13 protein-coding genes are annotated in these 16208 nt (G+C 54.4%); 1 reads left to right on the top strand and 12 read right to left on the bottom strand.

The annotated features are described in order from the left end of the window. Window positions 1-30 precede the first annotated feature (30 nt). From WEB64_RS06930 to WEB64_RS06890, 9 genes are all read right to left on the bottom strand, one after another. A complete protein-coding gene (locus tag WEB64_RS06930) occupies window positions 31-1062 on the bottom strand; it encodes a Bug family tripartite tricarboxylate transporter substrate binding protein (protein WP_368057981.1) in 1032 nt (343 codons plus the stop codon). A gap of 61 nt (window positions 1063-1123) precedes the next feature. Continuing rightward, window positions 1124-2182 carry a TauD/TfdA family dioxygenase gene (locus WEB64_RS06925; RefSeq protein WP_368057979.1) on the bottom strand — a complete coding sequence of 353 codons (1059 nt, stop codon included), beginning with the start codon at window positions 2180-2182 and terminating at the stop codon, window positions 1124-1126. Between the two features lie 29 nt (window positions 2183-2211). Then, window positions 2212-3426 (bottom strand): cupin, encoded by a 1215-nt coding sequence (locus tag WEB64_RS06920; RefSeq protein WP_368057977.1) that lies wholly within the window; start codon window positions 3424-3426, stop codon window positions 2212-2214. Between the two features lie 90 nt (window positions 3427-3516). Next, a complete protein-coding gene (locus tag WEB64_RS06915; RefSeq protein ID WP_368057975.1) occupies window positions 3517-4611 on the bottom strand; it encodes a Bug family tripartite tricarboxylate transporter substrate binding protein in 1095 nt (364 codons plus the stop codon). Window positions 4612-4699: 88 nt separating this feature from the next. Further along, complete coding sequence (locus WEB64_RS06910) at window positions 4700-5206, bottom strand: tripartite tricarboxylate transporter TctB family protein (protein WP_368057973.1); 507 nt, start codon at window positions 5204-5206, stop codon at window positions 4700-4702. Further along, window positions 5206-6717 carry a tripartite tricarboxylate transporter permease gene (locus WEB64_RS06905; RefSeq protein WP_368057971.1) on the bottom strand — a complete coding sequence of 504 codons (1512 nt, stop codon included), beginning with the start codon at window positions 6715-6717 and terminating at the stop codon, window positions 5206-5208. Before WEB64_RS06905 ends, WEB64_RS06910 begins: the two co-directional genes overlap by 1 nt. Before the next feature lie 60 nt (window positions 6718-6777). Further along, a complete protein-coding gene (locus tag WEB64_RS06900; protein ID WP_368057969.1) occupies window positions 6778-7320 on the bottom strand; it encodes a cupin domain-containing protein in 543 nt (180 codons plus the stop codon). A 205-nt stretch (window positions 7321-7525) separates the two neighbouring features. Further along, window positions 7526-8572 (bottom strand): Bug family tripartite tricarboxylate transporter substrate binding protein, encoded by a 1047-nt coding sequence (locus WEB64_RS06895; protein ID WP_368057967.1) that lies wholly within the window; start codon window positions 8570-8572, stop codon window positions 7526-7528. A 339-nt stretch (window positions 8573-8911) separates the two neighbouring features. Further along, complete coding sequence (locus WEB64_RS06890) at window positions 8912-9958, bottom strand: Bug family tripartite tricarboxylate transporter substrate binding protein (RefSeq protein WP_368057965.1); 1047 nt, start codon at window positions 9956-9958, stop codon at window positions 8912-8914. Window positions 9959-10253: 295 nt separating this feature from the next. On the opposite strand from WEB64_RS06890, the gene WEB64_RS06885 reads away from it, so the two are divergent. Next, window positions 10254-11153, top strand: a complete 900-nt coding sequence (locus tag WEB64_RS06885) for a dienelactone hydrolase family protein (protein WP_368057963.1) — start codon at window positions 10254-10256, stop codon at window positions 11151-11153. Window positions 11154-11233: 80 nt separating this feature from the next. On the opposite strand, the gene WEB64_RS06880 is transcribed toward WEB64_RS06885, so the two are convergent. From WEB64_RS06880 to WEB64_RS06870, 3 genes are all read right to left on the bottom strand, one after another. Beyond that, the gene (locus WEB64_RS06880; protein ID WP_368057961.1) at window positions 11234-12133 is read right to left on the bottom strand and encodes an AEC family transporter; all 900 of its coding nucleotides are present in this window, start codon (window positions 12131-12133) and stop codon (window positions 11234-11236) included. A 93-nt stretch (window positions 12134-12226) separates the two neighbouring features. After that, complete coding sequence (locus WEB64_RS06875; protein WP_368057959.1) at window positions 12227-14290, bottom strand: tripartite tricarboxylate transporter permease; 2064 nt, start codon at window positions 14288-14290, stop codon at window positions 12227-12229. Between the two features lie 2 nt (window positions 14291-14292). Further along, the gene (locus WEB64_RS06870; RefSeq protein ID WP_368057957.1) at window positions 14293-16098 is read right to left on the bottom strand and encodes a thiamine pyrophosphate-binding protein; all 1806 of its coding nucleotides are present in this window, start codon (window positions 16096-16098) and stop codon (window positions 14293-14295) included. Window positions 16099-16208 lie beyond the last annotated feature (110 nt).

Raw genomic sequence — 16208 nt, 5'->3', positions numbered from 1 at the left:
GTTGAAGAACCTGTCCCCGGCTGTTCACAATCAGTTCACTGCACTTTCAACAAACTCAATCACTTCGGGCGGCGCTTTGTAGACATCGCGGTAGAAGTCGAGCATCTCCTGGTCATTGGCGTATTCGATGGCCAGGCTCTGTTTTGCCGCGTCCGCCAGAAATTCAGGGTCCTTTGACGTATCTTCCAGCGCCTTGCGCAAGGCTGCCATGCGGTCGGCCGGAACGCCCGGAGGTGCAACGTAGGGACGCCCCATGACCAGGCGAGCACCCAGAAGGTTGGCTGCCTGACGCTGGGTTTCGGTTTCTGCCATTTCACTGACCAGGGGAACGTTTGGAAGATCCGGATGCTTTTTGCGGGCAATCTGGTAGAGGATTTTGATTTTGCTATCAGGCTCAAGCCACTCGGGGGTGCTGGATTTCAGGGAGCTCATGAACCGGCTGCCCAGGCCGTCAACTTCGCCCCGCTCCATTGCCAGAACGATATCGTTGGCGCCCGGATAGCCGGCGATCACATCAATCTTGAGGTCAAAAATCTTGGCCATGATCCGCGGCACAACATTGGTATTGGAGCCAGCGCCGGTTGCACCCATAGTCACGCTCTTTGTTCGCAAGTCCTGCCAGCTGTTAACGCCGGCATCCTCATGAACAACTCCAACGGTAGTCGCAACCAGAACGTTACCGATCCAGTTCATCGTTTCAATGTCGAACTTGGCTTTTTCATTGCCAAACAAGGGCTCGAAGGGCATCCCCGAGTTGATGGAGCCAATGACCGACCCATCCTTCGGCAAGGTGTTGGCTAACTGATTCATCAACACCAGAGAGCCCGCCCCGGGCACGTTTTTTACGATGACGTCCGGGTTGCCCGGAACATGTTTGCCCAGGTGGCGGGCAACTGTCCGCGCGTAGGTATCGTAACCACCACCGGCGGAATAACCCACCATCAACTCAATGGTTTTACCGCCGTAAAACTCAGCTGGAGTCTGATCCTGTGCTGTAGCTGTGAACGAAGTAAGCCCCACCACAGCAGATAAAAACAGGCTGGATAAAACGGGTATTTTCATCACTATTCTCCTAAACGGTTTTATTGTTTTAAGGTCCACAGAGCTTGAACCTGCACTTCCGTTAAACCGCATCCAGCGGCGTCGGATCCTCCTTGCCCTCGATCGGAACCCCCCGCAACATGCGGGCGATGTCCGAATGAACAGGGCGCATCCTGGTTGAAAGCCAGAGTCGCAAAAGATGCCGCTTACGCTCGGGCTCGTCGTAATCTTCAAAGTCTGTGCGTGAGTGCAGCGTGGTGTGGTTCGAGACGTAGGAAATATCACCCTGCTCGAAGTCGATATCGATCGCGAGTTTCGGCGCAGTTTCCTTGTACATCCGAATCGCTTCTTCCTGGATATCGGTATATTTTGGCACCCCGGGAATCTGCTGCCCCTTTGCCATATGGGCACTGATGCCCCGGCCAGCAAAGTAGCCGTCGGTAACACTGAAAATAGGCAGTCGATCCCAGGGCTCGGTTTCACCGGGAGGGATGTCTCCTTTTCGAGCCAGATAGAAACGGGCAGTCAATTCTTTCACCAGGTCAGGATGGCTTTTCAGCATCTCATTGTAGAGCGTTACCGAACTGCAGATCCGATGCTCACCGCCGGATTTCGCCGGGCTGAGACAACACAGTGACAGTATATCGGCGCTGTCGCAGTGAAAGTCCATTGCGGCCTGGGTCATATAGCCACGCACTTTTGCGTAGTCCCCACCCAGGCTTTTTACGTGACCAAGCAGATGTCCATGCTTGTTCTGAGACCGTGCCTGGCCGATGTGCGCGCCAATGCCCCAAAACGCGACAGCGTTCTGGAATCGGCTTCGTCCTGCAACGGGTAAACCGCGTATGAGAGCAAACCCGCGGCCTTCCATCACTTCATTGCGCAGTTCCACCAATCGAGGACCAAGCGTCGGCAACGGAAATGCCCTCACGTCGATGTCTTTAAGATCCAGACCAGCAGATTCTACCGATCTCACCGCATCCAGAATTTCAGCGATCTCGGTTTCGGACAGCCGGTATATCCACTCGTCCGCATTCAACTCCGAGGGATACCATCCGGCAGGATCAACAATCGGCTCCATCAGTTTGGCCGGTTCTCTATATCTATCTCCCGGCTTCCAGAGATTCTTCACATCGTGCATGACGGATTCTCCCTCCCACTCACAATCGATTAGGCGCCTTCCGGCTTGTCGTAGAGATCGGGTTCCATACGGCTTTTCCCGCCATCTTCTGCAAGTCGGCGTTCAAACTCGTCCCGCAGGTACGGGTCTTCCATCCAGTAGGGTATGGACGTACCACCCTCGGTTATGTCCATGCCAGTATGATCGATCTGTTTCGCTCCAGGAGCCAGGCCTGTAACCAGACTTGGGTGGTTCGGCCCATTCCACATGATCAGACGGAACGGCTCCTTTGACGCATTGAAATGCTGGTGATACCAACGGGCACCTCCGGGCGCCGCACTGACAATCCCGAATGCCTCATAATCAACCCGCTCAACCAGATGGCCGTTGCCGTCCGCCCACGGGGTCACACCCAAGTGTTCAGGCCAGGTATAGGTATAGCCGTGGCCTCCGATACACATCAGTACGGTTGCCGACGTATGAGCATGAGCCTTGGCGTACCGGCCTGTCTCATGCTCGCCGATCTTGATGTAGAACTTGTTCCCCGTCATGAGGGGTTCGACGCGACGATAGCCCGGTGAACGACGGTTATCGTAGGGCAGGTCGGCATTGATGATGTCGGGGATGTAATTGGTGCGCTGCATCGCCAGGCCCCGAATCGGGTCTGGCTCGACTTCCTCATTGTGCACATAGAAGTCGTCCGCCTCAGAAAAGCGGTCGGTAAATTGATAAGGACAATTGAAAATGAAATCGACGTCGCCGATCAGATTAATCAAGTTTGGTGCGGTGGTTCCCACACAGATCAGAGCGGGCTTTGAAGTGGCATTCACAATGCGGTGATAGGCATTCACCGGGATAGAGAACAACGAACCCTTTTGCCATTCGAACGTATGTTTCTTGCCTCCTTCCTCAAGCCACACCTCGGTACTGCCACGTCCCTCCACCACAAACACGACTTTCTCATACAGGTGTTTTTCTACATTGAGGGCGCCGGCAGCCGGTATTTCCGCAATGTAAAACCCCCACTTCCCTTCCGACCCGTTCAGCTGTATGTAGCTGCCCCGGCCGCCAAGTCGTGGCCAGTCGGCCAGGGGCAATTCCTTGACCGATCGAATACCTATGCCCCGAAAAACCGGTACGCCCTCGGAGTCCATAAATTTGTCATAATCCGATTTGGGTTGGCCAAATGAGCCAAAACCGGCCCGTTTCCCCTTGCCCGGCTCTTCCCATTTCGCACTACCACCACTTCCTGACTGTTGAGACATTTCATTTCCTCTACCAGAATGAGCTAACAGAATCCCGCAAGAAATTGGTTTCTGGCCACGCCGAATATCGGCGTAGCCAGTTCCAGTTACTCAGTCGTCGGTTCCGAGCAATTCAACCACCTCATCCGGAGCATCAAACAGTTTCTGGTAAGCATCATTCATCTCCTCAGGGCTGGCGTAATCTCCCCATGGACGACCTGCGCGCTCAGCCTCTTCCTTTGCCTGCGGATCATCGACAACCTTATGGAAGGCTTCCTGCAACGCTGCCAAGCGATCCGCCGGAACGCCAGGCGCCGTGAAGAAGGGTCGGCCAATCAACATCTGACCTTCCAGAACGTCCGCGACCTGCAGCCATTTGCCGGTCAGTGCAAGCTTAACGTTATCTACATCGGCAATGGCAGGGTGATCACCCAGTTTGGTAATGACCTTGAAGCCCTCGTCGTTGATCTGGTCAATGGCGCTGCCATAGGTATTGATGGTGCCTTGTGCTTCATCGCGGAGGACCGCAAGGGTCTGATCCGAGGTACCTTCATATCCGGTGATAATGTTTACCGGATATCCGGATTCCTGCAGCATCAAAGCCAACTGGTAGGAGCCCGCGGATCTGCCACTGACGGCAAAATTGAAATCGCGGCCGTGGTTTTTACGGTAGTTCATAAGATCTTCAAGGTTGTCCACGGGCACATTGGGACCCGCCAACCACACCCTGGTGGATTTGGAGACACTGCCCAGAGGTCCGAATTCCAGGGTCTTATAGCGTATCTCGTCCCCCCCGAGCCTTTCCGAAACGGCTAATTCACGCGCAGGAATTAGAATTTCAGTGCCATCTTTCGGCGCACGGTTAAACATGTAGTTAGTAGCCACCAGACCGCCCGCACCGGGGCGGTTGACGGCAATCACATCCGGGTTGCCCGGAATGTATTGCCCGATGTGACGGGCGACCAGCCGGCCGTAAAAGTCGTAGCCACCTCCGGCAGTCGACCGGATCACAACCGATACGGTTTTGCCTTCATAGAAATCGGCAACCGCACTGTCATCCTGAGCCAGTGCTGATGACGAAAAAGCTCCGCCGCCCGCCACCAGCGCCATCATTGCAAAAAGAAAACCAGTGAATCGATTCGTCGTTTTACCCATGGTTGGGTCCTCTCTATCGGTTTTGTTGTTGTTACTCGTTAGCACTTTCATTTTTGTCTCCTTTCTGGCGTTTGCACCGCGGTCCAAACACTACCCCCCATACATCACCCGTCGAATTCAGTCGGATGGTTTGTGCCTCTCAGAAGAGCCATTGCTGAATCAGCCCCTGGGGAAAAGGCAAATTCAGCAGTTGGTTGAAGAGCCCCCATACCACTACGGCAGTACCGACCGTCATGATAAGAACGAACCTTGGGCGCTCCTGGTGCCGCCACAGGTAGAGCCCAACCATGAGCGGCACTGCAATATAAAAGCCAATCAGGAACAAACCGGCCAGCAAACCCGCAATCCAGCCAAACTGTTCAGCGGCTCTTAGCCGTCCGATACGCGACTGTTCCACGTCAGTTATCGCAAAATCGGCAGCGCCGTCCTGCTGATTGATTTTTTCGACCGGTTTTGTATCGTCTGTGGTCCACGCCGTCCAAAGCTCGCGCCCAAGCTGGAGCGAGATCAGCACAAATCCAAGAATGCCAACCGTCATGGGAAAGAGTTTTGCCTGCATTGGTTGGCCAGCCGCTTCGAAGACGACATAGCCAAAAATCACGAGCAGCGTCAGTGTTAACAGTGAAGATATCGGTAGATAGCTCATTAGTTGGCCCCCTTTGGATCACGGCTGTTCCTTGAAGCGTACCAACGGCGCATCAGAGACGGGTACACCACGATCACAACCAAAACCACCATGAGCGTTAACGCACCCGGCCTGACCAGAAAACCAAAGCCGTAAACCTGGAAGGATGTCCACAGGAAGTTTTCCGCCAGCGGCCCGAGCACCACCCCCAGCAGCAGCGGCGGGCGCGGCCAGCCCCCGGCTCGAAGGACATACCCCACGATGCCGAAGCCCATCATGACGACAACGTCATCGATACGGTTCGAGTTGGCAAAACTGCCCAACACAGCCATCGCCAGAATCACAGGGACAAGAACACTCGGCCGCAACATGGTCGCCATCGCAAGCTGCCGGGTGAACAGCAGGCACAACAAAGTGGTGATGATTGATGCAATAATTAGTAGCCAGATGATGGAAAACGTGACATCAAGTTGGGTCGTCAGAATCTCCCGACCCGGCTTGATGCCAACAATGAGCAACCCCCCGAAGATCAATGCCAAAGTACTGCTGCCTGGAATGCCGAACGCGAGCGTTGGAATCAGAGCACCACCCTCTTTCGCATTGGTAGCAGCATCAACCGCGATAACGCCCCTTACATCGCCCTTTCCGAAGGTCTCATGGGCACCCTTGCAGGTCTGCCTGGCATGTCCATAGGCAAACCAATCGGCTACGGAAGATCCCAGCCCCGGGATGATGCCAACCCACACCCCGACGAATGCGCTGCGCACTACCAGCCACCAGTGTGTGAACGCATCCTTGATTCCCTGCCGACGGCCCTCACTCAGGTTTCCCAACTCCACATTGGAAACACCCTGACCCCGAGACGCCATAAAAATAAGTTCCGGTATGGCAAACAATCCGATAGTGAGGGGTACAAGCCCGATCCCGTCGAACAGATAAATCGAATCAAAGGTATAACGTGGCACGCCGCTCAATGAATGGATGCCCATCATCGAAATTGCCAGGCCAAGCGCACCTACCGCGATGCCCTTGAGCGGCGCATTACCGCTCAGAGAACCCACCATGACGACGCCCATCATAGTCAGCATGAAAAACTCTGGAGCACCCATCAGAAGGACCAGGGGCCGCACCACGGGTATGGCTGCAAGCAGCACTATCGCGCCGATAACTCCACCCAGCGCCGATGCTGTAAACGCGGCAGCCAGTGCCCGGGCCGCCTCACCCCGCTGAGCCATCGGGTAACCATCCATGATGGTGGCCTGTGACCCGCCACCCCCGGGGACCGAAAACATAATCGCGGTGATCGAATTCGCCGTATTGCTGACTGCCCAAATGCTGACAATCAATGCGACGGCTTCAAACTTTTCCAGCACAAAGGCAAACGGAAGCAACAGCGCAATGGCCGTTTTACTGCCCACACCCGGCATGGCAACCAGCGTGGAGCTGATAACAATGCCCACCATCATCAACAGAAAAGCTTTCCAGTGCATGATGCCTAGAAGACCTGCCCAAGCCGCGTCTAACATTGACATACGAATTTCCACCCCTGCACGCTGCATACCGGCTCAATAACCGGTCTTGCAGTCTTGTTGTTATTGAAAGTACTCATCGCTGAATTCAGTTGGCACCGACTTGTTTTCTTTACTCGAACCAGGGAGCGGCTCACCCAAGGCTCCCGTGCGCCCCCAGGGAGCTTTGTCCGTATCAACCACACAGCCAATCCTGAGCAGAACCAAGGCTTCGCCAGGCTCGGCGTGGAAGTAATAGCGGCACCCCCGCGGAAGCAAAATGCCCTGGTTGCGAGAGAAAGTGACCGCCTCGCCCTCCGGGCCGTAAAACGTTGCCCGGCCCTGCAGCACAATGAAGGTGTGGTCTTCATTGGAGTGGGCATGAAGGGTGTTCTCTCCGCCCTCGGCGTAGGTTTTCAGGTTTAGCCACATGCGATCAGTTGCTGCCAGCAACGCTGACCCACGACCTTTCGTCGGCAACCGTACCTGCATCCGGAAAGGTTGTGGCACGCTTAAGTCGTGCTCTGCAAGGTGCGCCTCCAGAGCCGACTCCAGACCGCCCTTTCCGGTATCCAGATTCGAGCGCTCGTGGCCTCTGGTCTGTGGGGTATTGATGGTTGTTGGCATAGTGCAATCATCTCTATACAAAAATTGGAATTACTCGCTGTATAAAAACCGTTCAGCCCTACATCAATTCAACACCGAATCTGAATGAGAACAAATGGCGTTTTAGGTATTTTGTATAACTGGTTTGATATGAATCGGCTTTCAGATCCTGCTCGCCGAACGGACGCAAGCCCGACACAAAGGTGTGCCGGGCTTGCAATCTGTTTCAGTTGGCGTTTTTGATCGCCGCAATCACGTCGTCCGGGGACTCGTAAGCCTCCTGAACAATGGTCTGAATCTCCTCGCCGGCAACAAAATTGATACCCAGGTCCTGGTTGCTCGCGTCCTTCAGAAACTCAGGATCTTCTGCGGTTTTCGCCATCGCATCCCGCAACATGGCCACTCGGTCCGCTGGAACACCCGGGGGCGCAACGTAAGGACGACCCATCACCTGCCTTGCGAACATAAGGTTGAGGATCTGGCGCTGCTTTTTCGTTTCCGCGAATTCGGTAACCAGCGGCACATCAGGAAGTTCGCTGTGTTTTTTCAACGACATCTGGAACAGCAGGTTGACCTTGCTCTCGTCCGTATCGTCGTTCAGCTCGGCAAACCAGTCTGCGCGCCTGGACTTGGCGCTGCTCCAGGACCAGCCACAGCGGCCCTGCACTTCCCCCCGCTCCATCGCCAGCAAAATGTCATTGCCGCCCGGATAACCGGAGATCACGTTGAGCTTGAAGCCGAAAATGTCGCTGAGTACCCGCGGAAACAGGTCAGTGTCTGCGCCAGAGCCGGTTCCACCGACGGTCATGGACTGCTCTTTAAGGTCTTGCCACTGCTCGATCCCGGATTCGTGCCACGAAACGCAGATACTGGTTTCATTATTCAGGCTGCCCAGCCAGTTCATTTCACCCGGCTTGAACTGAGCCTGCTGGTTGCCGAACAAAGGCTCAAATGCCATGCCACGACCGATTGTTGCGATCTCCAAACCATCCCGTTTGGCCGTGTTGGCGACCTGATTGGTCAGCACCAGGCTGCCGGCCCCAGGAACGTTCTTCACCACCACATTCGGGTTGCCGGGAATGTGTTTGCCCAAATGCCGGGACAATGTCCGGGCATACGTGTCATAACCGCCACCGGCGGAATAGCCAATCAAAAGCGTGAGCGTTTTGCCCTCGTAGAATGTGTCGGCGCTGTCCTGAGCCTGCACCATTGGGATGCTGGCCATCATTGCCAGACCGAAGGCAGTTAATGTCCTACTAACGAATCTTTTCACAAGTCATCTCCTTACATTGCCGTTTTGTTGTTGTTCTCACTTATTATGCAAGCACCTGTTATTCAGGTCGGCCAATGACAGTTCTGCTTTTTCATATAGCCGATTCGGTATGAAAGGCGTCTGGAATGGGCGGGAAGATAAATGAAAGGTTGAAAAAAGAGGTACCGTCGAAAACGCCCGCTATCGGGGCAGATAAGTAAGCTACCCGGTACCCTGCGCCAATTGAATTAAGCGCCACTCTCTCAGGAGACACCGATTGACTCCCGGACCTCCCAGGAGCCAATCGGTGTGTCCTGAGTGCCCCCCGACGCCGTCGGAGGGCGGTTTATCTGAGCTCTCTTACATCGCGTTTTTTATAACCGCGATCACGTCTTCAGGATACTCATAGGCCTCCACAACGATGGCCTGAATCTCTTCACCGTCGACAAAGTTGATCCCCAGGCTCTGGTTTTTGGCATCCTGCAGAAACTCCGGGTCTTGAGCCGCCATCGCAACGGCCTTGCGCAGCATCGCCACCCGCGCCTCAGGAACACCAGGAGGTGCCACCACCGGACGCCCCATGACCTGGCGTGCAAACAGCAGGTTCAGAACCTGACGCTGCTTTTCGGTTTCAGCAAATTCAGTCACCAGCGGGACATCTGGCAAATCGCTGTGTTTCTTGAGTGACATCTGAAACAGAATATTGATCTTACCTTGTTCCATACCCTCATTCAGTTCCGCGATCCACTCCTCGCGAGTCGATTTCGCGCTGCTCCACGACCAGCCACAACGACCGTCAACTTCTCCTCGCTCCATGGCCAACATAACGTCGTTACCACCCGGGTAACCGGCAATGATGTTGAACTTGAAGCCAAACAATTCATTCAGGACTTTGGGGAACAGGTTGGTATCGGCACCGGCGCCGGTGGACCCTACCGACAACGCTTCGCTTCGGAGGTCCTGCCAGGTTTTGACTTCCGCCTCATGCCAGGCCACACAAAGGCTTGTTTCGTTATTGAGGCTGCCCAGCCAGTTCATCTCGCCGGGCTTGTAAAGCGCCTGCTCATTGCCAAACAGTGGCTCGAAAGCCATACCGCGGGCAACGCTCGCGATGACCGTGCCGTCAGAATCCAGCGTGTTGGCCACCTGATTCGTTAGTACAAGGCTTCCCGCACCAGGAACGTTCTTCACAATCACCTGGGGGTTACCCGGGATGTGCTTACCAAGGTGGCGGGCAAGCGTTCGCACGTAGGTATCATATCCGCCACCAGCGGAATGCCCACTCAAAAATGAAATGGTTTTTCCTTTATAGAATTCGCCCTCGTCACCTTGAGCATGAACCGAACTGGCGAACGTGAACATGGCCAGCGCGAGAGCGGCGGTGGTCCGAACAATGGAATGGAACATAATTTTCCCCTTTATATATTCGTTGTTTTTGTTGTACCGATATAAAGTTTTTTTACTTACGGTCTTATCAATTCAACACCTAATACAGATAAGAACAAATAGCATTTCAGGTTTTTTATATAACTGGATTGGTATGAGCCTATCTCTGTAACGTAACCACTTATTCAGGCTGACTACCGAAAACGCAACGCTATCAGCTTGAGTTGAGCACCGACAGCCAAGGGCGCAATCGAAAACATTGGCAAAATAAAATGCCAAACCCTATATTCAAGAAATAACCATATAAGAAGCCATCATGAAATCGACACAAGGTTTAGAACCTCGCCCCATTCCTCAGGAAGCATTTGATTGGTACGACGAATATGCCCACGGCCTGATTGATCGCCGGACCTTCATGGCGCGTCTTGCCAGCCTGGCCTCGCTTGGCCTCAGCATGAGTGTCTTGACCAGTGCATTGTTGCCCAATTATGCACAGGCAGAGCAGGTATCGTTTAACGATCCGGCAATCAAAGCCACCTACGAAAATTTCATCTCGCCCCAGGGCCACGCGGAATGCCAGGGTTATCTGGCATCTCCCACCAACGTCGACGGCAAAACGCACGCTGTATTGGTGATCCACGAAAACCGCGGCCTCAACCCGTATATCAAAGATGTTGCACGTCGCTTGGCTAAGGCCGGTTTTGTGGCTTTTGCACCCGATGCCCTGCACCCGTTGGGTGGCTATCCGGGTAACGATGATGAGGGCAAGAGCATGCAGGCCAGTATGGATAAAGCCAAACTTGAAAACGACTTTATCGCCGCCGCAAAATTTCTGAAGGATCACGAATCAACCACCAGCAAACTTGGCGCTGTAGGGTTTTGTTATGGCGGTTATATTGTCAATATGCTGGCAGCATCCATTCCCGACCAACTTGACGCAGCCGCACCCTTCTACGGTTCTCCGCCGGCCGAAGAATTACGAGCCAATGTGAAAGGTCCGCTGATGCTTCATTTCGCGGGTCTGGACACCCGCATAAACGATACCTGGCCCGAATATGAAAAAGTATTGAAGGCCAATGGTGCGGATTATGTTGCTCATATTTACCAGGGCGTCAACCATGGATTCCACAACGACTCCACCGGACGTTATGCGGAAGAGCAAGCAGAACTGGCATGGTCGCGGACTCTCGGTTTCTTTGAAAAGCATCTGAGATAGTGGCATACGCACATTGGCGCGTCCGTCCAACGTCAAGAAAATGCGGGAGTTATTACCTGAACTCACGCTTGAAACCAGTCCTAAAGAATTATGGTGATCAGTACCGTTAAGGTGAGGAAGCCCAAGAGGGTGCTGGAGATCACCATACTGGAGACGAAGCGTGGTGCAGCATGAAATTCCGTCGCCAAGATGGTCGTGAACACAGCCGTGGGCATCGCAGCCACCACAATGAAAGTCTGCTGCGCAACCTTTTCCAGACCCAACAATACGCTTGCAAAATACGCCACGAATACACTGCCGATGAGCCTCACGGCGAGGGCAGCACCCAAACTCAACCGACCCTCACGAATCACCCCCGACTCCAGTCGAAACCCCAAGATCAGCAGCATAACCGGAATGGCCGCCTGGCCCAGCATGTGTATGGGTTCCGCCAGGAACGATGGCAGCGAAATACCCGTTGCCCGCAGGATTAAGGCCAAGACAATGGCCCACACAACCGGCAACTTCAGTGTCTGCATGAGAGAGGCCAAGCCTCCATGATGACTCCGCGCTGCGATAAAAACCCCCAATGACCAGCCAAGGATGGATTGGGTCGCAAAGATGATGACCGCGACAGCGAGAGCTTGCTCACCAAAGGCGAGCAGGACCACTGGCAGTCCTATGTTTCCGGCATTGGGGAAGGCTGTGGAGAGGATGAATCCGCTTTGCATCGGTCGATCGTGACCGAGTAAACGGCTAACCAATGCGGCAAGCACCACCAGACTCAGGGTCATGAGGAGTACCGCACCGAGGACGCGACCAGAAACCTCGAGAGGCAAGTCGGCGTTCAGCAAAGAGTCCACAACCAAGGCTGGCGAAAGCAGGTAAAGCATGACCTGGTTGAAAGGAGCCGCTGGGAGGTCGCGCCATCGCTTAAGGCCAGCGCCCGCCCCGGCTATGATCAAAATCGGAAAGATGACATTGAGGAATACATTAAGCATTGAATAGCGAGCCTTCCATATTGTCTGCCATCGCCTAACGATACTGAGTGCGACAGGCTGCCAGAAATACGGACCTATAGAATTGCCTGCCCCTCACATCAGCCTCAGTGCCTTCGTTTCTCTGAACAATGGCAACAGTTCACCCATGAGTGCTTGAGGCCATACGATGTTTAGAACGTGATGGAATAACAGATAGGTAAAGGTAAACATTATCACGCCGACGAGTAGCGACAACCGCCAGCTTTCTCTCCCTATGAAGTGCATGTAAACCACTACGAATGCCGCCATAGCGGGAAGAAGCCCAATCAACCAGGCCGCTACAAGGTAGAAACAGACACCCGCAAAAAACTGGGCAGTCCGCTTGAAAATGACCGACCGTTCCATGCCTTCATATTCACCCGACAGGTCAGTTGCAGCAATGGTTTGCACATTAGGTGAGTCTGACTCAACTCGCATGAACAGCTGGGACACTACCAGGAAGAGACAGAACAGGGCGCCACTGACCGAAATCAACTGCGGCACCAAACGGGAGTCAAAGTGCCAGTCCGCTGCCGCGAAAAAAGTGATAGTGAAAAACACGATAAACAGACTGGTAAATGCGAGATCAAAATAATTAGCATTGGTGTTGCGGCCGAACTTCAAGCTAATGGTGTAACCCCGCTGTCTCTCACGGCGACGGAATAGCCATTTCTTGTAGAGCGGTACCAGTAAACCATAGACTGCCAGAGCAAGAACCACTACGACAACGGGCCGGGTCAGCCACTCGAAGCCATAGATGTTCACTGACAGGAACATATAGCGCTCGAAGATGGCTCCCAGAACAAAGCCCAGTAACAGAGGCGGGCGGGGCCAGGCGAGACGCTTCATGACAAAGCCGAGCACACCCATACTCAGCAGTACGTATATGTCGATCCAGGAAGTTCTGGACTGGTATGCGCCAATTATGGCGATAGCGAGAATGATAGGTACCAGTATTCCGGGTCTGACCAGAGCCAGTTTTGCCAGTTGCCCGACAAACAGGAAACACAGAGCAGCACCAAAAATATTGGCAAAAACAATACTCCAGACCAGTGTATAGGTGACATCGATATTCTTGCTCAACATGTCCGGCCCGGGAATAATGCCATAGACTACGAATGCACTCAGAAGCAGAGCCATAGAAGCCGACCCGGGCACACCAAATGCAATGGTGGTAACCAGCGCACCACCCTCTTTGGAATTGTTTGCAGTCTCAGTGGCAATAACTCCGCGCACATCGCCCGTGCCAAATGTCTTGTCTGCGCCTTTTTCCGTCCGGATGGCATGCCCATAGGCAATCCAGTCAACGACCGCAGAGCCCAGCCCCGGTATAGCGCCAATAAGGCTACCGATGGCGGAACAACGCAACGTCAGAAAAGGGTTTCTCAGAACGTCCATGGCGCCCTGAAATTTAGTGGAGTTCTTCGCAGCAGTGACATTCGTGGTCACGCTCTGCCGTCGAATGGCAAGGTCTGCCAACTCTGGAAGGGCGAACAAACCAAGTGCGACGGGCACAATCGGCAGCCCTTCCCATAGATAGAGAGAGCCGAACGTCCAGCGCCATTCACCCATCTGGTATTCCTCACCGATCGTGGCCAGAAACAGCCCGATACAGGCCGCTGCCATACCCTTGGCGGCGTTCTTTCCACCCAGGGTGGCTACGAGGGTCAAACCGAAGATGATCAGGGCCAGCATTTCTGGTGTGGCAATGCTGAGCATGACGGGACGCAGAAACGGAATACTGAAACCAAGAATCAGGGCGCCGAAAAGCCCCCCCAGCATGGATGCTGTGAAGGCCGCGCCGAAGGCACGGCTGGCATCGCCATTCCGTGCCATGGGATGGCCATCCATGACCGTTGCGGCCGCGCCTGAAGTACCAGGCACACCGAAGAGAATCGCTGGAATGGAGTCTGAGGTCGAAATGACGGCACCTAATCCGATCAGCATGGCGAGGCCGGAGAATGGCTCCATGGCGAAAGTGAACGGGAGCAGCAACGACAGGCCTACCAGTCCGCCAATCCCGGGGATAACACCAAAGACCAGCCCCAGGATAACCCCCAGGAACAGGAAAACCATGCGAGAAGGGTCGAATACGATCCCCAACGCCTCCATCGCCATTTCCAGCAGATTCACTTCCATATTTATTTGACCTCTTTGGCCATAGAACGATCAGTACTCGATTCACGAACGTGACGACCAAACTCCGCGTCGATATGTACGTCAATCAGGCAGGGCTTTCCGGAACGGACCTCGGCCACAGCCCGGTCAATGGCTGCCTTCAATGCTTTGGGATCAGTGATCGGCCCAATGCCCTTGACGCCTTGCCCTTCAGCCAACTTGGCCAGATCAGGAGCTGGCGCGTCGACCTGCTGCCCAACCCAACGATTATTCGGGTTGCGCCCGCGAGTCCTGGCCACACCTTCCTGGTGCAGCTCGTCATTGAAGTAAGACCTGTTATTAGCAATGACGATCAATGTGGGTATTTCATATTTTGCCGCTGTCCAGAGCGCATTGATGCTCATGGCGGTGTCGCCGTCCCCGAGCACTGCGATTGAGAACAGGTCACTGTGTTTCTGTGCCAGAGCAGCACCAATGGCCAGACCCGGCCCAGAACCAATTCCGCCACCGCCGTCCTTGCCCAGATAAGCCAGAGGGTGGATGTGTGGAAATACGTCGACCGGCCATGACCTCGCCAAAGCAGCAAAACTGGTTTTGTCATGGCCTACCGCATCCCGCAGCGCAAAAGCGACGTGACGAATATTCATTGGCTCGTCATCTCCGGGTCGGTCAGTACTGGGCGGCAATAATTGGTAGGTTTTTGCCTTTTTGGAAGGCACTGCCGCCAATAAATCCGCGACTGCCTGGTCCGGGTCTACCATCAGATTGAGGTCAACCGGGGGAAGGCCGAAGGTTTCCTTGCCCCAACCATTATGCAGCTGTGCATCTACGCTGGCATGAATGACTTTGGGGGTCACCGGTGAAGCGCCGAAAGCCTGTCGCAGAATGCCGCCCAGGTCGATCCAGCCAATGCTCAGAATGACGTCAGCGTTACGCAGCGCTTCTTTGCCTGCCGGATTGAGCCCGGTAAAGGGCACTGCCGCATGAAGTTCATGATTGGTTGGCACCATGGCACCGGCCTTGAGGTCGGAAAGCATTTTTGCGCCGAGGCGCTCTGCCAGCTCCAGTCGGTTGTCCCAGGCAGATTGTGTCCGCTCGCAGCGCCCGTACAGGATCACCGGGTTTTTCGCGTTCTTCAGCAAAGTTACGGCAGAGGCGAGATCATCTGCGGCAGCACGTGGCGGGGCACTTGCCTTAAAGCGGGACGGGTCCGGGAACTGAATGGGTTCCTCAATTTTCTTTTCCTGCAACGCGGCGTCCAGGCAAACATAGACAGGTGCTGATGGCTTGGTTGTGGTTTGTTGCCAGGCTCTCAGCATGGCCTCTGGAATAGCCTCGATCGACCCTGGCTGGTCGTCATATTTAACGAAGTTGCGCACCAGCGCGCCCTGATCCTGAGATGTATGCAGCCAGTCAATCCATGGGCGCCTGATGGCTGCATCCACCGGCCCGGTAGCTCCCAGAATTAACATGGGCTGTCGGTCCGCCCAGGCATTGAAGATTGACATGGTGCCGTGCATCAAGCCGACATTCGCATGCAGCACGACACCCATAGGTTTGCCGGTGGCCTTGGCAAAGCCCTGGGCAATGGCCACAGCATGCTCCTCATGCAGACACATCAGCATTTCCGGGGCGTGGTTGCCAAGGTGGTTCACGAGACTGTCATGTAATCCGCGGTAACTGGCACCCGGGTTCAGCGCCACGTAGGGCACATCAAGTTGACGAAGCATTTGTGCTGCCACGTCGCTACCCCAACTGACCGTCTCGTCCAGCGGTTCTTGCGGAATATCTTTTTCGGTCAGTCTGGGAAGGTTTTTATTGTCTGCCATGCTGGTTTCCTGATGAAGGCGATCTGGTTAAACAATATCCTGTGCACCGGTTCTTACCCGATTTGTAGCGTCGGGTGCACCATTGGTTTCGAATCAAGGTTATCGCGAGA

Source organism: Marinobacter sp. (genome assembly GCF_040882185.1).
GTDB lineage: Bacteria > Pseudomonadota > Gammaproteobacteria > Pseudomonadales > Oleiphilaceae > Marinobacter.
Note: the sequence above shows the minus strand (reverse complement) of the source record. Positions and strands in the feature narration are given on the sequence as shown.